Here is a 19,842-nt window from a genome sequence, read left to right on the forward strand (position 1 = left end):
TTTCTTTTTTTAGTCACGGAAATCCATTTGTATTTTTTCTTTCTTTTTGATGACAGGACCAGTCGGTTCCGGATGGTGCTGAGGATTACGATAATCAAAGTAATAAATATTCAGCTTATCAAATAGGGTGAATGCATCTTCCATGCGTGACAGGAACTTATCGTAGTCTTTGACTGTCGGCGCGGACCAAGCCGATTCTGCCAGTGCGCAGAGGCGGGGAAAGATCATGAAATCTACCCGGTCTTTAGTATGCATCAGTTCCGTCCATGTATTGGCCTGTATGCCTTTGACGTGTGATAGGTCGGAGGCTGATACTCCCCATTCGGCAAACCATTTGTCGGGGAAAGCATATACATCTTCTATTGGGCAGAATCCGTCCCAGATTCGTCCCCATTTGTGGTCTTTATATTGTACGAAGTCAAAATAAAGCGGTTTGCGCGGACACATGATAGTCGAATATCCTTTGGTCAGTGATCTGCGCAGGTAATCGGGTTTATCATGCCTCCACCACATGATGATAGTATTATCTTGCTTTACATTCAGGTCGAGAAGTTCATCCCAACCGACTAAAGTTTTGCCTAGTGAGTTTACTACATCTGTCATTCTATGCATAAAGTAGCGTTCTGCTTCCTTTACAGTTTGTAATCCTTCGCGTTTCAATAGTGCTTGTACATGTGGGTCTGTTTCCCATGCTTTGATTCCATAGGCTACTTCGTCGCCTCCGATATGTAAATATGGAGAAGGGAATAAGGCAGCTATTTCTTTTAGTATATTAGTCAGATAAGTATAAGTTTCTTCTTTGCCGACGTTAAAAGTGAATTCCGGATGTTCTTCCGTTCCTCCGCCTGAATATTCCGGGTAAGCTTTATTGGCTGCAGTGGCATGTCCGGGCATGTCTATTTCGGGTATAATTTCAATGTGACGTTCTTGGGCATATGCTATGATGTCACGGATCTGCTCTTGTGTATAATATTGTGCCGGTGTATCCGGATCACTATGGCAACCTTCTCCTCCTATGGTTGCCAATTTAGGGTATTGTTTAATTTCGATTCTCCATCCTTGTGCGTCTGTCAGATGCCAATGGAAGCGATTCATCTTATAATATGCCATCAGGTCAAGGATTTGTTTTACCCTTTTTTCGCCGGAAAAGTGACGTGCTTCATCAAGCATATATCCTCTCCATTCATAACGTGGGGCGTCTTCTATCGTTCCACATCTTAGATCTCCGTTGGTTAACTGCTGTAATAGCGTTTGAATACCATAGAAAACTCCAGCCGGGCTTCCCCCTTTGATGAGGACCTGTTTGGGGGCGATAATCAGCTGATAGCCTTCTTTGTTTTGCAGTCTATCGTCTAATGATAAGTTGATTCCTTTCGCGGCTTTTTTGCTGGGGATTACTTTCATTTTATAGTTTAAATCAGCGAGTTTCTTTTCAAGGAATGCTGCTTCTTTATATAAACTGGCATCCAGATAGTGGATTTTTTGACCCGATTTGAGTTTACACGTTTCTGCTTGCATGGTGACTTCAGCAGGATAGGGAATAACCCGTACCTGTTCTTGTGCTTGCAGGCTCATGAACAAACTTAGATAGACTATCGCCAAGGTTGTAAGTAATAGTTTCATGTTTCTTGGTTTTATTAGTTATTTAATAATGATTATAGGCTTTTCTCCATGTAAATCCTCTATGGATACTGTCGCAGTGATGGTACGGGTCTCATTGGGGAACAATGAAATGAAGTTATCACTCCAGAATACCGGGTTTACGACTTCTTTTGTATTTTCTCTTTGTATCATTAAGTGGTTGAAAAAGGATAATTTATCAGAGTCATTCGTTAAAGTAAGCGTGATCTGATACTCTTTTTCTTGTTTCTGAAGTTTTAAATCTTGCTTTAATGTAACTTTAGGCATATTTACCAGCCAATAGAAATTTTGATGTTGCGAGTAACGCCAGTATAAGTTTTCAGAAATAAGATTTCCGTTTAAGTCTTCTAATTCCAGCTTTATATAATATACAGCAGAAAGGTTACCTCGTTGAGGTACGGTTTCTAATTCTTTATATTGGTCGGCGCCCACGGATATGGTATCTGTGTATGCCCAGCATTCTTTCATTGAATAGTCTATGATTCTGGCTTTGGCTACAACAGATTTAAGTTCTTGATGAGTAGCATTTATCACAGAAATCCGGTTCGTATTTGCATTCATTTGAATATGAATGGGCTCCATTGCTTTCTTTGAGAAATAGTAAGAAGCATTGGGCGACAGATACCAATCATAAATTTGCCAGCAGACATCGGGCCAACAAGAGTTTAGTTTCCAGATCATTATCCCTGTTGTGATATCCCACATCCGGTGGTTGGCTGCCTCAAACATGGCACGATACCCTTCCGAACTTACTAGCTGGCCTTTATATGCATAATCCTCGCCACTGACCGGGTCACTATAGAAGGTCCGGATAGCATTGTCGTATGCACGATAGCAGAAGTTATTGGTGTCCCATGCTCCGTGTTCCGCCCATATACTGTCTAATGGATAAATCGGATTTCTTCGGTCGAGTGGCTTATCAATAGTAGGTATAAACTTTTTCAGACTTTCGTATACAGGTACGGAAGGCATGCCTAATTCGTTTCTGAACATTTGCAGATAAACCTCTTCTACTTTATCGAAGTAGTAATCGGAGGGTGCCCAGTTATAGTCGGGAGCGCCATCATCGGTAGTACCGGTTGGTAAGTCCGGTTTTAAATAAGGAGTTAGTTTGTCTACGTCCCAACTGATACTGGTAGTCGGTATGTAGGGTCGTGTCGTGTCGAGGCTTAATACGGCTTCTTTGGTCGGATGATACAATTCTTCATCTACCAACACTTCATTAACTCCGAACCATGCAATGATACAGGGATGATTACGGTATCTTTTGACCATGTCTTTCACGCAGGCGATAGCTAAGTCATTGTCGAGAGGATTATGCTGGTTGTCACGTCCCGGGAACATTCTGTAGCATTGATAAAATACATGCCAGTTCATCAGTCCGTATTTATCCCAGCTATCCAGCCAATCTTCGGAAGGGGAAGGCATATCTTCACTGCCGATCAAAGTAATGTTGGCATTTGCCATTAATCGTGCCTGGTCATAAATTCGTTTGGGTGAGTCGTCGAGAAGTACATCCGGTTGTATCCATCCCCCTTTACAGAAGATGCGTTTGCCATTGATAAAAAATACACGACCATATTCTTCCCCGTTTTTCATTAATTCCGAAGTTACTTCGCGAATTCCGAAGTTTACCTTCTCCCGGTCGGACGATTTCCCATTATTCATGTCGAATGATAAGTCGAGACTGTGCATATATTGCTCTCCATAGCCGTTTGGGTACCATAAGTATGGGTTCTGTATGGATAAGATGGAAAACTCCTGGGGAGATAATGTTATTTCTTTACTTTCATTGGGGAGCATTGTGACAGGCAGAGTTACGCTTATCGGTTTCATGCTTCCTGCCAGTTTACGTGTGTAACTCGGATAAACTAATTCGTTGATAAGGCGAATTGTTGCTTTAACTTTACCGTTTATCATCTTATCCGAATGATTGTGTACAGTCGCTTTGATTGTAATATCGGCAACTGTTGTATCTTTTTGGGGTAGAGTAGTGATAATATATGGGTCTTCAATAGTGACCTGGTCGGTTGCTTCCAGAGTGACGGACTGATAGATACCCATGTTCCGGTCACGCACTACAGGGGCACAATCCCAACCACCTGTGAATTTTAATGTTTCATCTTTGAATAAATCGGAAGCCGTACCACGGTTAGGCCCAAAGACTATAAATTGTGTTCCGGGGTTAGGAGTTCCGGGATGGTCCACCTGATATATTTTTATAGCAATACAGTTCTGTGTGGGCTGGATGTAATCGGTTATATCGAATTTGAAGCGGCGGAACATGCCTGCTACATCTTCTTTTTTCCCTATTTGATGTCCATTAATCCATACGTCTGCACGATAGTTAATTCCATTGAGGTTCAGCCATATTTTTTTGTTTTTATATTGCTTAGGCAAAGTGAAGGTCGTGCGATACCAATAAGGTTCCTGCCAAGGATTTTTTCCATTGCTCAGGTAACTGTATTTAGCTAAGTCCATTTTTTTATTAAACTCATCAGAGACATCAGGAATTAGAAAGTTATTCATGCCGATTCTGGGATCAGGATAAACGTTCTGTTTCACTAATGCATTCAAAACAGTAGTCGGTACTGTGGCTTCATACCAGTCGGTAGCCTGGAATGAAGGCATAGATACTTTTTCCGCATTTTCGCTTATTTCGGTCGTACTTTTTATTTCCCAATTGGTTAATTTCAACTGGTTATCTGCTTTGCTTATCAAGCAAAACAATAGAAACGGATAGAGTATAAGTAATTTTTTCATAACAATTTATTCTACAAACATTAAAGCTGCTGCACCCATAAATCCGGCATTATCTTTTAAACCTGCTGGCTTTAACTGGATGCTTGCAGCAGTTTGCGGACAAATGTACTTTTTAAATAAAGATACCATTGAATCCCAAAATATATCTGATGAATGCATAACTGAGCCTCCGATAATTACGACTTCCGGATCAACGATATTAACAGTCCAGGAAAGGGCATAAGCTAATGCCCGGGTAAACTCTTTCCATGCTTTTAATGCGTTGATGTCTCCTTCCCGGGCTAATTTACTGATTTCTTCTCCTGAAATCTTTCTTTTTGTAATTCTCTGATATAAATTTGATATTCCAGTTCCCGATACATAATCTTCTATCATTCCTTCTTTGTATGGAGACAGCCAGATTTCTCCGGCACAGCCGGTAGCTCCACGAATAATTTTTCTGTTTACCACTATAGCTGCTCCTAAGCCTGTTCCAAGAGTGATTCCTAGTATTGAATTTAGGTTTCTTCCGGCTCCCCATAGGGCTTCTCCTAACATCATTGCATTTGCATCATTATCCAGTTTGACCGGAAGTCCGAAAGTTGATTCTATTTTTTTGCATAAAGGGTAATTGTGTAACGTCGGAAGATTATTGCATTCAAGGATGACACCTTTGTTGATGTCTAATGGACCGGTAGAACCGATACCGATGCCGATTAATTCTGCTCCATCGGCTTGTTGTATCATTCTTCGGATTAATAGAGTCAATTGCTCAATAATCATTTCATCGGGTTCGTGCGCTAAAGTCCGGATAGATTCGGGGATACCGATTATCTGCCCGTTAATATCGACAAGTCCGGCTTTTATTTTAGTCCCGCCAATATCGACTCCGATTGCAATTTTCTCTGGATACACGCTTCTCATAGTTTATTCGATTGATGTTACTTTGGCACCATGTGTAAACTCTCCCGGTATTATTTCGCATTTGGTGGCCCATGCATTGATCAGAAGTTGCACGGGAATTATAGCGGGAATTGCAAATAATTCCGCATTAGTACATGGGATCGTTATGGTACATAAATTTTCATTTTCAAGCACTTGGCTCGAATCGGTAATAAAGATAACTTTTCCTTCATATTTCAGGATATCTTTTACTAAAGCTAATGATTGTTCGTAGGTTTCTGATTGCGAGTGTGCAAATAGAATGGCTATGAATCTTTTCTTTACCATTTCTAACGGGCCATGCCTGAATTCACCACCTAATAAAGCTGATGCAGGCGTATGTACTGCTTCCATGAACATCAACGCACTTTGGCTGGCAGCTGCAAAAACAGGTCCCCGTCCTATTAATTGCACAAAAGCGGAGCCGTCTATCAGTTCAATAGCTTTCGACATCCATGGAGTATTTCCATTGACCATGTTCTCAATAATTTTACTGAGTTTATGCCATTGGGTGCTGTCGATTTCTTTATTGCATAACTTCATTGCCAGTAAATATGCTACTTGATAACAGGTTATGAATGTTTTTGTTGACGTTTTTTCTTCCTTTCCAGCTTTGCACAATAGGCTATAACGAGAAAATTTGACTAAACTGCTGTCTTTTTCATTACAAATAGAAAGAACTGTGATGTTTGAAGATAACTTTTCTATTAGTTTGATTACTTCATAGCTTTCTCCTGATTGCGAAATACATATAATCAACGATTCTGGACTAATTAATGAAATTTGATAGTGCAATAATTCTCCCGCATTCAGAGCATATGCCGGGATTTTATATGAATTAAGTAGAGAAGCAGTTGCGTTAGCGATGAAGTAAGAACTGCCCATACCGGTTAACAGAATATTTCTATATTTGCCGGAACACCATAATTCTGAAATTTGTGACAAAACGGATTTCCCTTCTACGCTTTTGTAGAAGTCTGCCGTCTGCAGAAGTGCTTGCGGTTGCTCTTGTATTTCTTGGAAAAATTGTACCATCGGATTTTTTAAATTATAATCTAGTGACTTTAATAACTACTTAGCAACAGTTGTGCAATTATTCAGATGTAATTGCCAACTGTTACTGAGTAGTTTATAGATGATCTTAAATGATATTTAAATTTTCATTTATAAATTGAATCTGGTAATTTCATAAGCAAATAGTCCCTGGTCCGTGGTCAACATATAGACTTGGACGGCATTGCCATCAGCACTCCGACCGAATACAACATCTCCTGTTTCATCAATGTTGGTGCCAAGTACCTGTTTGCCAGAAACGAACGAGGCTGAAGATGTCATACCAGTTACCGCATAACCCGTTCCGGGGATACTGCCTGTTCCTGTTGTACTTCCTTCACGTGAATCGAAGATAAAGCCATTAGCCATTGCTGAAGTTCCGGGATTATTTGTGATATTGGATATATATAGGCGGTGAGACCAAACTCCATTGCTTGACAGACCATTTTGAACGCCTAACAAACATGTACCGTTAAATTCAACATATCCTATTCCCCGGACATTCTTATCATATGTAGCGCTACCGGACCACCAATGTGATGTTGGAAGTGAGAAATCTATGGCGCGTGCGCCTGTGCCTATAGGAGTGTAATTAATTGCTTGCCGGAAGTTGGCACTGGCCCAAATATATCCTAGTGGAGAAGTATTTGTCAATGGAATGACTTTAGTTGCGTTCCACATGGAGACTGATGCTCCTCCGCCCCATTCTACATAAGCGTTGCCTTGCATTGCACCATCTTTGAACATAAGGAAAACCGCACGTGGTACATTTTTGGTTGATGTGGCAATAATTGCATCCCCTGAAGTCAGATCACCTTTGACGCAGATTGTGCGTCCAAGCTCTAGTTTTTTGACTCCATTAATGCCTACAGGAGCATTGGCGAATGTACTTCCATTAATATTTGCATAAACGATGCTCTTAGGTGCATTCTCGATGCCGTTAGGCCAAACCCAGGCACGCACGTTCGGGTCGGTTACATTGGCGTCTAAAGTACTAGTATATGCCATAGCTACTAAATGTCCAGCATCATCACTGGTAATAGCATGGATGGAGCGGCCTGCATCAATACCTGTAGTGTTGACTTTTACATCAAGTACTTTGCCGTTATAACGATCCATTACAATCATTTTATTGTAATCAGTGCTATTACTGATAATTAGATAGTCGTCAATAACAGCCATTGTACGGTTCGCTCCAACCTCAAATCCATGTGTGTCATCTGTATAGATTTGGAAACCAAATAATGAAGCTGTATAGCCCACTCCCTGAGGTAATAGATCCGGGAGTTCCAGACTAGTCTGATAGACTGTTTTGTCTGTTCCATTTTGTGCAATAACGGTTATAGTCGGTTGGTTACTTAAATCTATAATGCCGGTTGCCGGATCTAATGATGATGATTCGATGGTAGCCCATGGAGAGACTGTTAATGCCGCAGACTTCAAGGCTGCATCAATAGCCGAAGAGGTTTTATAAATGATGATTTTTCCTGTACCACCCGCACTCTCAGGTTCGACTATACGTATTGTTGCACGTGAATAGTCTGTCAGTTCTACTTTACTAATACTGGCTAATTTTGATTTCACATAAACAGCCTTAAATGTATAAGTAATTTTGCTTCCATCTTCTTTGACTAATGTTGATTGGAAACCACTGACCAGATCACGAATGCCGGAAATGCTGGGGGAGAATTTTGCTCCTACAGGCAGGCTGGCTGAAACTTTCATTTGTGTCAGGTCACCTTGTATTTTTTCCGTATCTGAAATATAATAAGGAACTTGTATGGTAATCGTATTACTTGCCTCGTCTACGATAGCACTATATGTGGTACTTTCATCAGAAGCTAAGCATCCGGTTATGGTTAGTCCTGTAACATTTTCGCTGCCTGTCCTTGCCAGATCGTCCGGGTCCTCGCAGCTCATGAATGCTAGCATTGATATTAGTACCCCGGTAAATAGATATTTTATTTTCATAATTTTTCTCTTATTAAATAATTATTATTTCCACAGTTCATTTTGTTCACAGAGTGTGTTATCTTGAAGTTCTGTGTATGGAATAGGGAAAATTGTATATTTTTCAGGGAATAAACGGTCTTGTGTATCGCATTCTACTCGTGCGTAACTGAAGCTGCCACCGGCCTGTGTTATCTTAACGCCGTGCAGACGTTTATGATCAAGTGTTCTTACGGCGATTCCCCAACGGATCAGATCGAAATATCGGTGTCCTTCCATTCCAAGTTCACAAATACGTTCTTTAGACAGATCTTCCAGATAATCACTCCAATTATTTTGTTGGGCGAGTTCCGGCAGTCCGACGCGGTCACGGATCGTTTTCAGATCAGCATAGGCTTTTCCAAACTCGTTTTGTCGTGCATATGCTTCCGAACGAATCAAGTAAATTTCAGCTAAACGCATTTCAATCCAGTATTGTCCACTCAAAATGCTGCTAAAGTTGATATTGGTATCATCAGAAGCGAACTTACGAATCAGATAACCTGTTGTTGATTTGTGCACGTTATCTTGTCCGGTTGTAGCAAAATCCATATATCCGTCATTTCCATCTACATACAACTGGAGAGTACGTCCTTTCCATGTTGCTCCATTATAAAGAATGGAGGCGTAAAAACGCGGTTCGCGATTGGTAAATGGAGCATTGTTGTAAGAACTGAGATTACTCCAGTCAAAAGATTGGTAGCTACCGTTTACTTTGATATCGAAAGAGGAAGCATATTCATCAGATGGAGTGACTGCCGCACCTACACTTCCTTCTGTAACACCGGCTGCTTTCCAGTCGTATGGTGGACACACGTAGATGTCAAAAGAATGTTGCTTGGCGTTCTTTCCCTGTTGGAAGTAAACCGGAAGGATTAGCTCACTATTATTGACTGAGGTGAATATTTTGTAGTAATCATTGGCAGTCGTTCCTTGCAATAAACTGTAATTCAATTTTAATACTTCATTGCAGGCATCTATCGCATCCCCCCAGCGTTTAGCATAAAGGGCTGCACGTGCTTTCATTCCATAAGCGGCTCCTTTGGTAATACGCCCCACATTGGTACCTGTCCAGTTTTCCGGAAGGTCTTGTACTGCCTGGGTGTATTCGTTGATAATGAAATCCCAGCAATCTGATTCAGATGAACGTGCTTTAGCCCTTTCGTCAGGTCCGTCTACATAATCTTCATCAGTACGCAGGATAACTCCGCCATGACGGAGTACCAGTTCCTGGTAAGCAAATGCACGTAAGAAACGAACCTCTGCTGTACGCTTTTTCATTTCATCCTGATCTAAGTTATCTCCATAACCTTTGCTTCGGTCATAGAAATATTCGTTGAGTTGCCGGATACGGGTATACATACCACTCCAGTTGGAGCGGAAGTTACTCGTTTCAGTAACATAATTTGTCTGATAAAAGAATTTATTCATGGCACCTCCGTTCACTCCATACCAAGAGTATTTTAACAGATCTGTAGCTCCATCGTCCATTAAGCAGTAAGAATCTATATTGATAGTAGCATTATCATATAGCACGCTATATAGCCCTTTGACGTAAAGGTCTACATTTTCCAGTGAGGAATATGCTACATTCTCGCTGTACCAGCCAGTAGGATCTACGTCCAGTACATCACATTGTGTCAAGCAAATGCTAGCTGCTATGCCTATAATGTATTTTTTTATATTTTTCATATTAACTATTTGTTTTAAAATCTAACATCTATACCAAAGCTGAATGTACGTTGCTGTGGATAATATCCTGTTGCTACATTTGTACTTTCCGGGTCGATATACTTGAAATCGGTAAATGTCAGTAGGTTAGTCCCGTTAGCATAAACTCTGATGTTTGACAATCCCATCTTGTTGGTCCAGGCTTTAGGAAGCGTATATCCTAAAGTCACGTTCTTCAAACGTAAATACGCACCATTTCTTTTCCAGAAATCCGATTGTTGGGCATTGTTTGAATGAGATACACTGCTGACAGTCAGACGAGGATATTCCGCATTTGTATGATCGGGTCGCCAACTGTTTTCTACCAGATAAAGAGGAGCGTTGTCCCAATTTGCATACCAGGGTCTTGTCATAGGGGTCATATCTGTTGCGCCATTTAAGTCTTGCCATGAGTATTGAAGCATTTTATCACAAAGTGCCGCTCCTTGAAACTGAACAGATAAATCGAAGCCTTTGTAATTAGCGTCAGCCATTAGTGCAAACATCATTTCCGGGCGGATGCCACGTGATATTTTGATTCGGTCGTTGGAATCGATCTTTCCATCGCCGTTAATATCGGCATATTTTATGTCTCCTACTCGTGGTGTATTCCATGATACTTGAGGTGAGTTGGCAATCTCTTCTTCACTTTGATACAACCCTAATGCTTTTAATCCCCATAATTCACCGACTGATGATCCGAGAACACTTTGCCAGGGTAAGGTATTATCCGCCTGTGTTCTGCTTAAGATACGGTTATGAGCGTAAGATAAGTTGCCATTCAAACTATAACTGAATTCTCCTATACGATTGCGATGTTTCAGTGCAATTTCAAATCCGCGGTTATCAAATGTTCCGGTATTTTCTGAACTTGGGTAGTGCCCACCTAAAGAAGGAGGATAGATGTTACTAACACTTTGAAGAATGTCGTATGTATATTTGTAGAATACATCAAACTCAACTCCCAACAAACCGTTCCAGGCACTAAGATCGAAACCTAAGTTATATGATTTTGTTTTTTCCCAAGTCAGTCGTTCATTTGGATAAGCTACTGTGTTGCTAAGTGTTCCTTGAGTGTTAGGTGTACTGCCAAATACTACTCCATTATTAGTATAAGAGTAGGATTTTCTGTACAAGAAAGCACTAACGTTGTCGCTACCTAGAATACCAAACGAACCTCTGAGTTTAAAATAGTCTATTTTAGGAAGTGCGTCTTTGAAAAAGTCTTCTTCCGACATCACCCATCCTAAAGAAACTGAAGGGAAGAATCCCCAACGGTGTCCTTTGGCAAACTTATAAGAACCGTCGTAACGGAAAGATGCTTCGGCCAGGTATTTATTGGCGTAGGCATAATTTAGACGACCTACATAAGCGGCGTAAGCACTTTTCCCAGAAGAACCGCTATTAGTTGCAGTTTGGGCATCTCCCAAAGATATTTCGGGCAAATCGAATAAGTCGTAATCCGTACGACTAGCATTCAGTGCAGAGCTTTTTACCTGAGTTTGTTCGTAGAGGAAAAGGGCTCCTACATCATGAAGTCCGAATTTGTTGTTATATGAAATAGTCGGACGTAATATTACTTGTTGTGATTTTTGGTCACCCTGGTATAGGTTACCATCTGCCAGCAGATTTGCACTTTGTACATAGCTGTAGCTTTTGGTGGAAGAATCATAGGCATTGACAGAATAGGCATAAGCAAATGTTTTACTTGCCAGATCTTGCCAGTCCCAACTGATGAACATATTTGCTTTCAAACCTTTCAGGAATGGGGCTGTATATTCGACATTTGCAGAACTTTCTATTCTGACTGTGCGAGATTCCTGGAATCCTGAATTTGCAGATCCATAGATCGGATTGGCTGCGCTGGTTGCGCCTCGGTATGCCGAAGTAGGATAACCTTCATACTCTTTCGGAACAAAAGGTATAGAATAAAGCAACTGATGGAAAATACTATAGGCTTGCTGATTGCCATAAGAGTATCCTCCCGGCTGATAATAATCTTTGATTAATGCTGCGGTATTTAGTGACACTTTAATGTCTTTGGTCGCTTGTACATCAATGTTTGAGCGGAAATTGCTGCGTTCGTTTTTGTTGCCTTTAATAATACCATCTTGATGTAAATAGCCGCCGCTGATGAAATATCTGACTTTATTGCTACCTCCGTTTATAGACAGATTGTGTTGGTGCATAAGGGTAGTCTTATATAAGTCGGAGGTCCAGTCTGTATTTTCAAATCCATCTGTTGGGTCTCCGTTATAAGTTGCCGCAATTTCTTCGTCGGTAAAATATGGATTATCTACGCCATTATTGTCTAGTTTGCGAGCCAGATTATACCATTGCATATATTGGGTTCCGTTCATCATTTTAGGCAGAGTGGTAGCGTGTGATAGAGTCATACTTCCTCTGTAGGTGATATCTGTTTTACCTTCTTGTCCGTGTTTGGTTGTTACCAGTACAACTCCGTTGGCTGCTTTCATTCCATAAACGGCACAAGATGCAGCGTCTTTCAGGATGGTAACAGATTCCACGTCATTCGGGTCTACTTGTCCCATAGCTCGTTCTACTCCGTCAACTAAAACAAGTACCGTACCTGAACCGCTGAATGAAGAATAACCACGGATTAATATGGAAACATCATCCGATCCTGGTTGTCCGAGTGATTGTTGGGTAATAAGGCCGGGCAACTTACCGACTAATGTTTGTGACATATTACTGGCAGTTGTTTTCAACATATCTTTTTGAGATACCGTGGCTACAGATCCGGTTAAGTGAGCTTTCTTTTGTGTTCCATAACCTACTACCACCACTTCGTCCAAATTAGCGACATCTTCTTTTAAGATGATGTTGATCGTACTGCGTCCGTTCACTTTTATCTCTTGTTTGTTCATACCGATGTATGAGAATTCAAGAGTGGCAGTGTTGGATGCATTGATAGAGTATCTACCGTCAATATCGGTAGTGGTACCTGTGGTCGTACCTTTGACAACGACGCTGACTCCTGGCAACGGATCACCGGTCACGTCTGTGACGACTCCCCTAACCATGTTCTGGGCATAGCCATTTGTGGCATACGCAAAAAGCATCGACAATGAGAATAGTATGATTCTGATTGTTCGGAAACTACTTTTTTGCTTAAAGCATTGTTCCATCATAAGATAAAATTTAATTGGTTAATAAAAAAGTTTTTGGGTATTAGATTTATTGTAATTCTTCTAGTACTTTCCAGCATTGATATAAGCCCCTGGGGACATGGAAACAGCCTTTCCATTTGCCTCCCTTAAGTGGCAGAAGTACTTCTCCCTGGCGGTTTAAGTAACCGAACCATTCAGGATATTGAGCGTCTTTGAAGTGCGTCCATACATACTCATGTATTTTCTCGAACCACTCCATACATTGTTTGTCACCTGTCAATTGGTAACCTTTTAGTAGGGAAATAAGTGTTTCAATGTGTACCCACCAAAGCTTTTGGTCCCATTCCAGTTGTTGGGGAGGGCAACCTTTGCGGTCCATGAAATAGTAGATGCCACCATATTCTTTGTCCCATCCGTAGTTAATCATCGTCAAGGTTACATTTTTTGCCTTCTCGATTAGATCAGGGCGATTCAGGCGTTTTCCTAAATCCATAATAAACCACATGGCTTCAATGTCGTGTCCGGGAGTCACTTGCCGTCCTTCAAAACAGTCTACGAGATTGCCGTCCACTCCTATATTTTCAACAATAATTCCTCCGAGCTCCGGGCGATAGAATACTTCCATCACTTCGTGAATACAAGTCTCTATTGTTTTTTCCAGATACTCTTTGTCCAACAAGTGTTCTATTTCAAGTGCCAGATTACAAAGGATCATCGGAAGGGCGAAATTTTTCAGATTACGTGTGCCCGGATGGATTTTGTTCCATTTTCCTTTCGGGTTGTCTGCCTTTGAAAGAATAATATCAAACGTTTTCTTTGCAATGTCGGCATATTCTTGATTGCCTGTAGCCAGGCTGAGTTGTCCGAAAGCCATTGTAGCAAATGTATAGGAAAAGATGTTGTATGGTTCTACCAGAGGATTACCTGCCCGATCCAAAGAAAAATACCAATGATAGTTTCCATCATGTCCGTATTTCTTTAGAAACTCACCGCCTTGAATAGCGCAATCCAGCCATTCCTGTTTTTTCTCAACTTTATTGTAAAGCATTGAGAATAACCAAACTTCGCGTCCTTGCAGCCAAATAAATTTATCTGTATCGAATACGTTGCCTTCACGATCCAGACAAGTGAAATAACCACCGAATTCGTGATCCTGAGAATGCTCTAACCAGAATGGAAGAACATTATTCAGTAGTTCGTCTTTGTATTGGTTTGCCAATTTTTTAAAATCCATAATTGTTAGTTTTTTTATTTAATAAGGTCTATTTTACTGTTCCGAACGGGTCCAGTATCTTTCAATCTCTTCCAGAGACTTTCCGGTAGTTTCCGGTACGAGTTTCCAGACAATGAGCATATACGGTACACACATGATGGCGAACAGGAAGAATGTTCCGGCTGGAGTAAGATTCTGGAGCATCCAGGGGGTTAGCTGTCCGATCAGATAGGTGCCGATCCAAAGAGCGAATCCGGCAATGGACATTGCTAATCCGCGTACTTTGGTAGGGTACATCTCAGAGAGAAGTACGAATATCACAGCGCAAATGGAAATGGCGCAACAAAAAACATAACACAGAAAGAAGGCTAACAAAAACAGGCTGGAAATATTCCAGGCATTTCCGAAGAGGAAATAACTGCCAATGAGTATCAATGAAACGACCATTCCGGATACCCCATAATATACCAGTTTCTTGCGTCCTACTTTGTCAATGATGAGAAGTGCCAGGATAGTGGTCAGTGTATTCACAAGTCCTACAAGAACCTGATAGAACAGAGAATCACCTCCTGAAAGACCGGCATTCTCAAAAATAGAAGGGCCGTAGTAGAGAACTGCATTAACCCCCATAAACTGTCCCAGAATAGCAATACATACACCGATAATAACTGCTTTCAGAATACCTGGTTTCAGAAGGATAGACCATTCTGAACGGGTTTCGGAAACAAGGACGGATTTTGTCTCGTTTAGCTGGAAATCAGCTTCTTTAAATGAATTGTAAATCTTTTCCAGAATATAAGTGGCCTTCCTTTCTTGTCCTTTTACTATCAGCCATCTGGGGCTTTCGGGTATGAAAAAGATAATAATAAAGAATAGTATGGCTGGTAGTGTCTCCATGCCTAACATACCTCTCCACACTTCTGTAACTACTATTTTTTCTAACCAGGCTATAGGCAAGTGATTTCCACTCTCTGAATATGCCAATAACTGGTAGTTGACAAGGTAAGCTCCTAGAAAACCGACAGTTACGGCCAGTTGATACAGGGAGACCATCCTGCCTCTGAATTGTGCGACGGAAACTTCGGAAATGTAAAGAGGAGATACAATAGAAACAACACCAATTCCGATGCCACCTATGATTCTATAAACAACTAACTGGTTAAAGTCAATGCAAAAAGCACAGCCGATTGCTGATGTAGAAAACAGAATGGCAGAAAGTATCATTGTTCTTTTACGTCCGATGCTGTCGCTTAATATTCCGGAAAAGAGAACACCGACAATCGATCCGATCAATGCGCATCCTACATACCATCCTTGTTGCAAGGTGTCCAACTGAAACAGATGTGTCACCTGAGCTATTGTGCCGGATATGACAGCTGTGTCATAACCGAACAGAAAGCCTCCTAAAGCAGCAACAACTGAAAGGAATATGATATAACCCAGATTAATTGTTGTTTTCATATAGTTTATTTGATTTCAAAGTATTCTCTGTATCTGTCATATAAATGTCCTGCCTGCAGATAAGCTGATTGCGGACTTAAAAAGTGAGAAAACTCAAAAGTGATTGCTTTATCATATCCGGCACGTTTTGCCGCTTCCAGTTTCATGCGGAGTTTGTCGAATTTGATCGGCAGGAACCGGATGGGCATATCGCGGTCGAATGTTTCCGCGTTTGTCCAACATTGCATTCCGTATTTGTCTGCCAGTTTCTTGTTTACAGTGAAAAAAGCATCCAGTTCGTCGTAGTCAATGTGTCCGTCTTGAAAAGCACAAGCGTCTACTACATCGTGTATACCATCAAAAATTTCATTCCATTCTCTCTCATGTTGTTCTACGGATACAGCATCCTCCCTTGTCATTTTTCCGGTTCCCATGACTGCCTTTTTACCATCAATCCAAGGGGATATAAAAGTAGGGAGGCCATTCGATACATCTTTGCATTGTTTACCCATGGTATGAAATGCACCGATAGCTCCTTTGGTATTGCGGCTGATTTCCGTGCTAATATACCAGCCTCCGAAACTCTTATACTTTTCACCGTAAGTATTCCATACTTCGTCAATCACATATTTATTATATTCCACTTCCCACGACATATCACGTGTATCCCAATAATGACCGGTGTCATACAGCCCAAAATAAAACTTCATGTTATATTTTTCAGCCAGTCGTAAGTACATATCTACTAAATCCACGGAAGGCATATAGCATCCTTTTCCTAATAGATATTTGGACGGATAAGTGATGAACTTGCGATATCCGGAACGGATCATAATAACGGTATCGATACCAATCCTTTTCATGTGCTGAAAGTCGAGATCCCATTCTTTTTCTCCCCAGTTCTGGTGTGGAATATCGTGAGATATTTCATCTAGAAAAGTGCCTGTGATTTTCAGACCATTATTCTTCGGTACAATTAATTTGCTGTCCGTCCTTTTGCTCGGAGAGAGAACGAATTCACTTCCATCTTTGCCTTCAGCGGCCAGTAGTGTGGGAGCCATTAGGGCGGAGGCTCCCGCTAATGCGGCTTTCTTTAAGAAATCTCTGCGATTATTCGCTTCCATAGTTTACTTTTTTTAGTTTCTACTCTTTTTAGTATATATTTAACCTATTGAATTTTTAATAGTTTAATATTTATTACTAACTCGGAATCATCTGCTAGCTTTATTAATTCCTTTGAGTTAGCACTTTTAATTTATTAATTATGAATTTATTATTGTGTTATTTATTAATTGGACGATAATTTATGATTAGTTTTATTAATATGGCATTAATATTGCCCCATTCGCAGATGGGGCATTTTATGTTTTCTAGTGTATATTTTTCATAGGCTAATCATTTTAGTCAAGTAATTTAGGTTACTTGGATGAATTGATAGAACAAAGTTAGGCATCCAGAGTTGATTTTTTGCGCAAAAAAACGAAAAAGTGTATTCAAAAAACGCATCTTTCTACTCTTTGGTAGATTTATTTGCTGAATGCAAGTACCATTTAAAAAAATCATATATAATTTCGTTTGATTCAGGGGTTGGGTCATGATTGACTCTGTTGCTCATCGCGACATTATTGCGGTATCCTAAGAGCCGGTTGACCGCTATTGTATGGTTTAGCGCTATCCACCGGTCTGTTCCGTCAGAGTATCCTCCGGAAACAAGAAATGGGCGAGGTGCCATCAGCGTATGCAATTCATGCAAATCATATCCTTCTTTGCGGAGCTTCGGATAAATGCCTTTAGCATAATCATGCCCATTTTTACTCCATGTATTTTCCCATGGTGGCGGATAATATCCCAAATACCAGGGTTCCCAGTAATTGATATATCCCTCTTTTGTTTCGTCGAATACAATTCCGGGGTCTCCCCATGCCGCACAAGCGAACTTTTCGTATAGGCATGAGGCAAACATTGCCCACTTCCCACCATAAGAATGCCCTGTGATGCCTATTCTTGTAGAATCGACGTCCTGTACTTTGGCTAATACTTCCCATGCATTTGCGGCTGCATAAGCTAATGCTGAAAGTGGTTGGAGAGTTGCATTTTCAATGGTGGGGTAATAAATGGAATATGTCTGATTCTCTGTGGTCTTCGTTGTTCCTATTGATAATGTGACAAATCCTCTTTTCGTCAATTGATATGCAAAGTCTCTATAAGGTTTTCCACCCAATCCGATAGCCGTTTCGGGTTCATAAAAGGTAGTGATAACGGCAGGCTTTTTGCCTTCTTTGTCCGGAACCAGCAAATAACCTTCAGTCTGTTCGTTGGGAGTCCAGTAGAAGCGGACACGGTATTGCATGAAGTTTTCACGGTGGAGAGTATCCAGAATTTCAAATGTTTGTCCGGTAATGACAGGCGGCCATTGTCCTAACAGGCTCATCCATCTGTCCTTGATTTCAGTTCGTCGTCTTTGCCAGTCTTCAACGGTTCTGACTGTATCCCCATTATAATATAATAAAGGAGAGCGAAAATTCCCATATACATTTTCGTATTCTGCGGGCGGGCGGAAGTAGCTCGATAACTTATTCCATAGATCAGAGGAGTCATTATTTCCGCTATTTTTGTTTCCGCTGCATCCTGCTAGAAATGCTGCCAGATGAGTGATCAGGATGAATAGCACGATTTTCTTTTGCTCCATAAGTTGTTGATTGACTTTGAGAGTTAGCATTTACCGAACAAAGATATGCCACTTTAGTAATGCCTCCGGTACTAAAAACGAAAAGCTATATTCGAAAAACGAATAATTTATTTTTTATCTGTTCGTGATTTTTTTCTCCCGATATTCCAAAGGGGAACATCCTTTGAACTTTTTGAAAATCCGGGAGATATTATTATAGTCTTTGAATCCGGCTTCCGTTGCAATGTCTGCCAATGAACGATCTGTAGTAAGAAGTAAATCGGCCAGATGGTTGACCCGGCAGTTTAAGATATACTGATAGATGGAAGTATGCATCGCATTTTTGAATTTCACTTCAAAATTTCTGCGTGAGAGCGGAATCTGTGCCAACAAAGACTCTATGGTCAGGTCGGAATTGTAATGACTCTCTATGTATTTTACAACTTCGAGAATGTAAGGGTCCTTTATATTATGTTTTTCTGTGGATTGCCGCAATTCTATGCGGATAGGGTTGATGACGATATTGAAGGTCCCTTCATGTTCCTTTTTGATTTGTTGATGAATGAGCCTGCCTATGGAATATCCTCCTCTTTCTACTTCCAGTTCTATGGAGGAGATGGGAGGATCGGAAATATTACAGATCAAGTCATCATTATCGACTCCTAACAGGGAGATTTCTTCCGGTATGTGTATGTTACTTATCTTGCAGGTTTCCGAAATGAATAGTGCGTGTGAGTCGTCGCAGCAGAACAACGCTATGGGTTTAGGAAGCTCTTGCAGCCATTGGCTTACTTCTATTCTGATTTCGTCTTCATGCTTATCGGATTCGAAACAATAAAAGTTGCCGCCTATCCGTTTAACTTCCTGACGGAAGCCTTCGCAACGTTCGTCAGACCAGACAACTCCGTTTATGCCGAAATAAGCAAAGTTGTGGAACATCCGCTTGGCGAAGAATTGGGCGGCCATTCTGCCCGTTCCTTTGTAGTCGCCCGTCAGATTGGAGTAAGTAGTGCTTCTATGGTGATAATTCTGCAATACAATCGGAATATTCAGTTCTTTCAGTAGATTGACGGTGTCATTGTTCCATTGTCCGATGATGGCGTCAGCTTTCCATTCTTTTGCCCATTTGAGAATACCTTTTTCTCCATACATGCCGCTGTAATAGGATGGAAGCCGATAGAAAAGCCAAGGTCCGTTTTCTTTGGAATATTGTACAAGTCCGCGGAGCAATTTTCTGTCAAATTCACTGGAATAATCGATCAGCAGTAGTATTTTTATCATAGTGTGTGCGGGTATATTAAAGTTTATGGAAA

At 40.9% G+C, this 19,842-nt stretch carries 12 protein-coding genes; all 12 read right to left on the minus strand.

What is annotated here, in order from left to right:
* Positions 1–9: 9 nt before the first annotated feature.
* The 12 genes from ACHLI0_RS15775 to ACHLI0_RS15830 all read right to left on the minus strand — a co-directional run bounded on the left by ACHLI0_RS15775 (position 10) and on the right by ACHLI0_RS15830 (position 19,810).
* Positions 10–1,623, minus strand: a complete 1,614-nt coding sequence (locus ACHLI0_RS15775) for a beta-N-acetylhexosaminidase (RefSeq protein WP_490749631.1) — start codon at positions 1,621–1,623, stop codon at positions 10–12.
* A gap of 18 nt (positions 1,624–1,641) precedes the next feature.
* The gene (locus ACHLI0_RS15780; protein WP_490749632.1) at positions 1,642–4,404 is read right to left on the minus strand and encodes a glycoside hydrolase family 2 protein; all 2,763 of its coding nucleotides are present in this window, start codon (positions 4,402–4,404) and stop codon (positions 1,642–1,644) included.
* A gap of 6 nt (positions 4,405–4,410) precedes the next feature.
* A complete protein-coding gene (locus ACHLI0_RS15785) occupies positions 4,411–5,307 on the minus strand; it encodes an ROK family protein (RefSeq protein WP_490749633.1) in 897 nt (298 codons plus the stop codon).
* A gap of 3 nt (positions 5,308–5,310) precedes the next feature.
* Positions 5,311–6,360, minus strand: a complete 1,050-nt coding sequence (locus ACHLI0_RS15790; protein ID WP_490749634.1) for an SIS domain-containing protein — start codon at positions 6,358–6,360, stop codon at positions 5,311–5,313.
* A 129-nt stretch (positions 6,361–6,489) separates the two neighbouring features.
* The gene (locus ACHLI0_RS15795) at positions 6,490–8,310 is read right to left on the minus strand and encodes a DUF5018 domain-containing protein (protein WP_490749635.1); all 1,821 of its coding nucleotides are present in this window, start codon (positions 8,308–8,310) and stop codon (positions 6,490–6,492) included.
* A 63-nt stretch (positions 8,311–8,373) separates the two neighbouring features.
* Entirely contained in the window at positions 8,374–10,059 is a 1,686-nt protein-coding gene (locus tag ACHLI0_RS15800) for a RagB/SusD family nutrient uptake outer membrane protein (protein WP_008762551.1), read from the minus strand.
* Between the two features lie 14 nt (positions 10,060–10,073).
* On the minus strand, positions 10,074–13,226 hold the full coding sequence (locus ACHLI0_RS15805; protein WP_373246087.1) for a SusC/RagA family TonB-linked outer membrane protein: 3,153 nt from the start codon (positions 13,224–13,226) through the stop codon (positions 10,074–10,076).
* A gap of 49 nt (positions 13,227–13,275) precedes the next feature.
* Positions 13,276–14,442 (minus strand): n-acyl-d-glucosamine 2-epimerase, encoded by a 1,167-nt coding sequence (locus ACHLI0_RS15810; protein ID WP_141408781.1) that lies wholly within the window; start codon positions 14,440–14,442, stop codon positions 13,276–13,278.
* A 33-nt stretch (positions 14,443–14,475) separates the two neighbouring features.
* Positions 14,476–15,882, minus strand: coding sequence for a sugar porter family MFS transporter (locus tag ACHLI0_RS15815; protein WP_490749637.1), 1,407 nt, complete (start codon positions 15,880–15,882; stop codon positions 14,476–14,478).
* A 5-nt stretch (positions 15,883–15,887) separates the two neighbouring features.
* On the minus strand, positions 15,888–16,985 hold the full coding sequence (locus ACHLI0_RS15820) for a DUF4434 domain-containing protein (RefSeq protein ID WP_008762555.1): 1,098 nt from the start codon (positions 16,983–16,985) through the stop codon (positions 15,888–15,890).
* Between the two features lie 386 nt (positions 16,986–17,371).
* Positions 17,372–18,550 carry a prolyl oligopeptidase family serine peptidase gene (locus ACHLI0_RS15825; RefSeq protein ID WP_011108907.1) on the minus strand — a complete coding sequence of 393 codons (1,179 nt, stop codon included), beginning with the start codon at positions 18,548–18,550 and terminating at the stop codon, positions 17,372–17,374.
* Between the two features lie 114 nt (positions 18,551–18,664).
* Entirely contained in the window at positions 18,665–19,810 is a 1,146-nt protein-coding gene (locus tag ACHLI0_RS15830; RefSeq protein ID WP_008767092.1) for an AraC family transcriptional regulator, read from the minus strand.
* Positions 19,811–19,842 lie beyond the last annotated feature (32 nt).

The organism is Bacteroides sp. RCH18 (assembly GCF_058231005.1).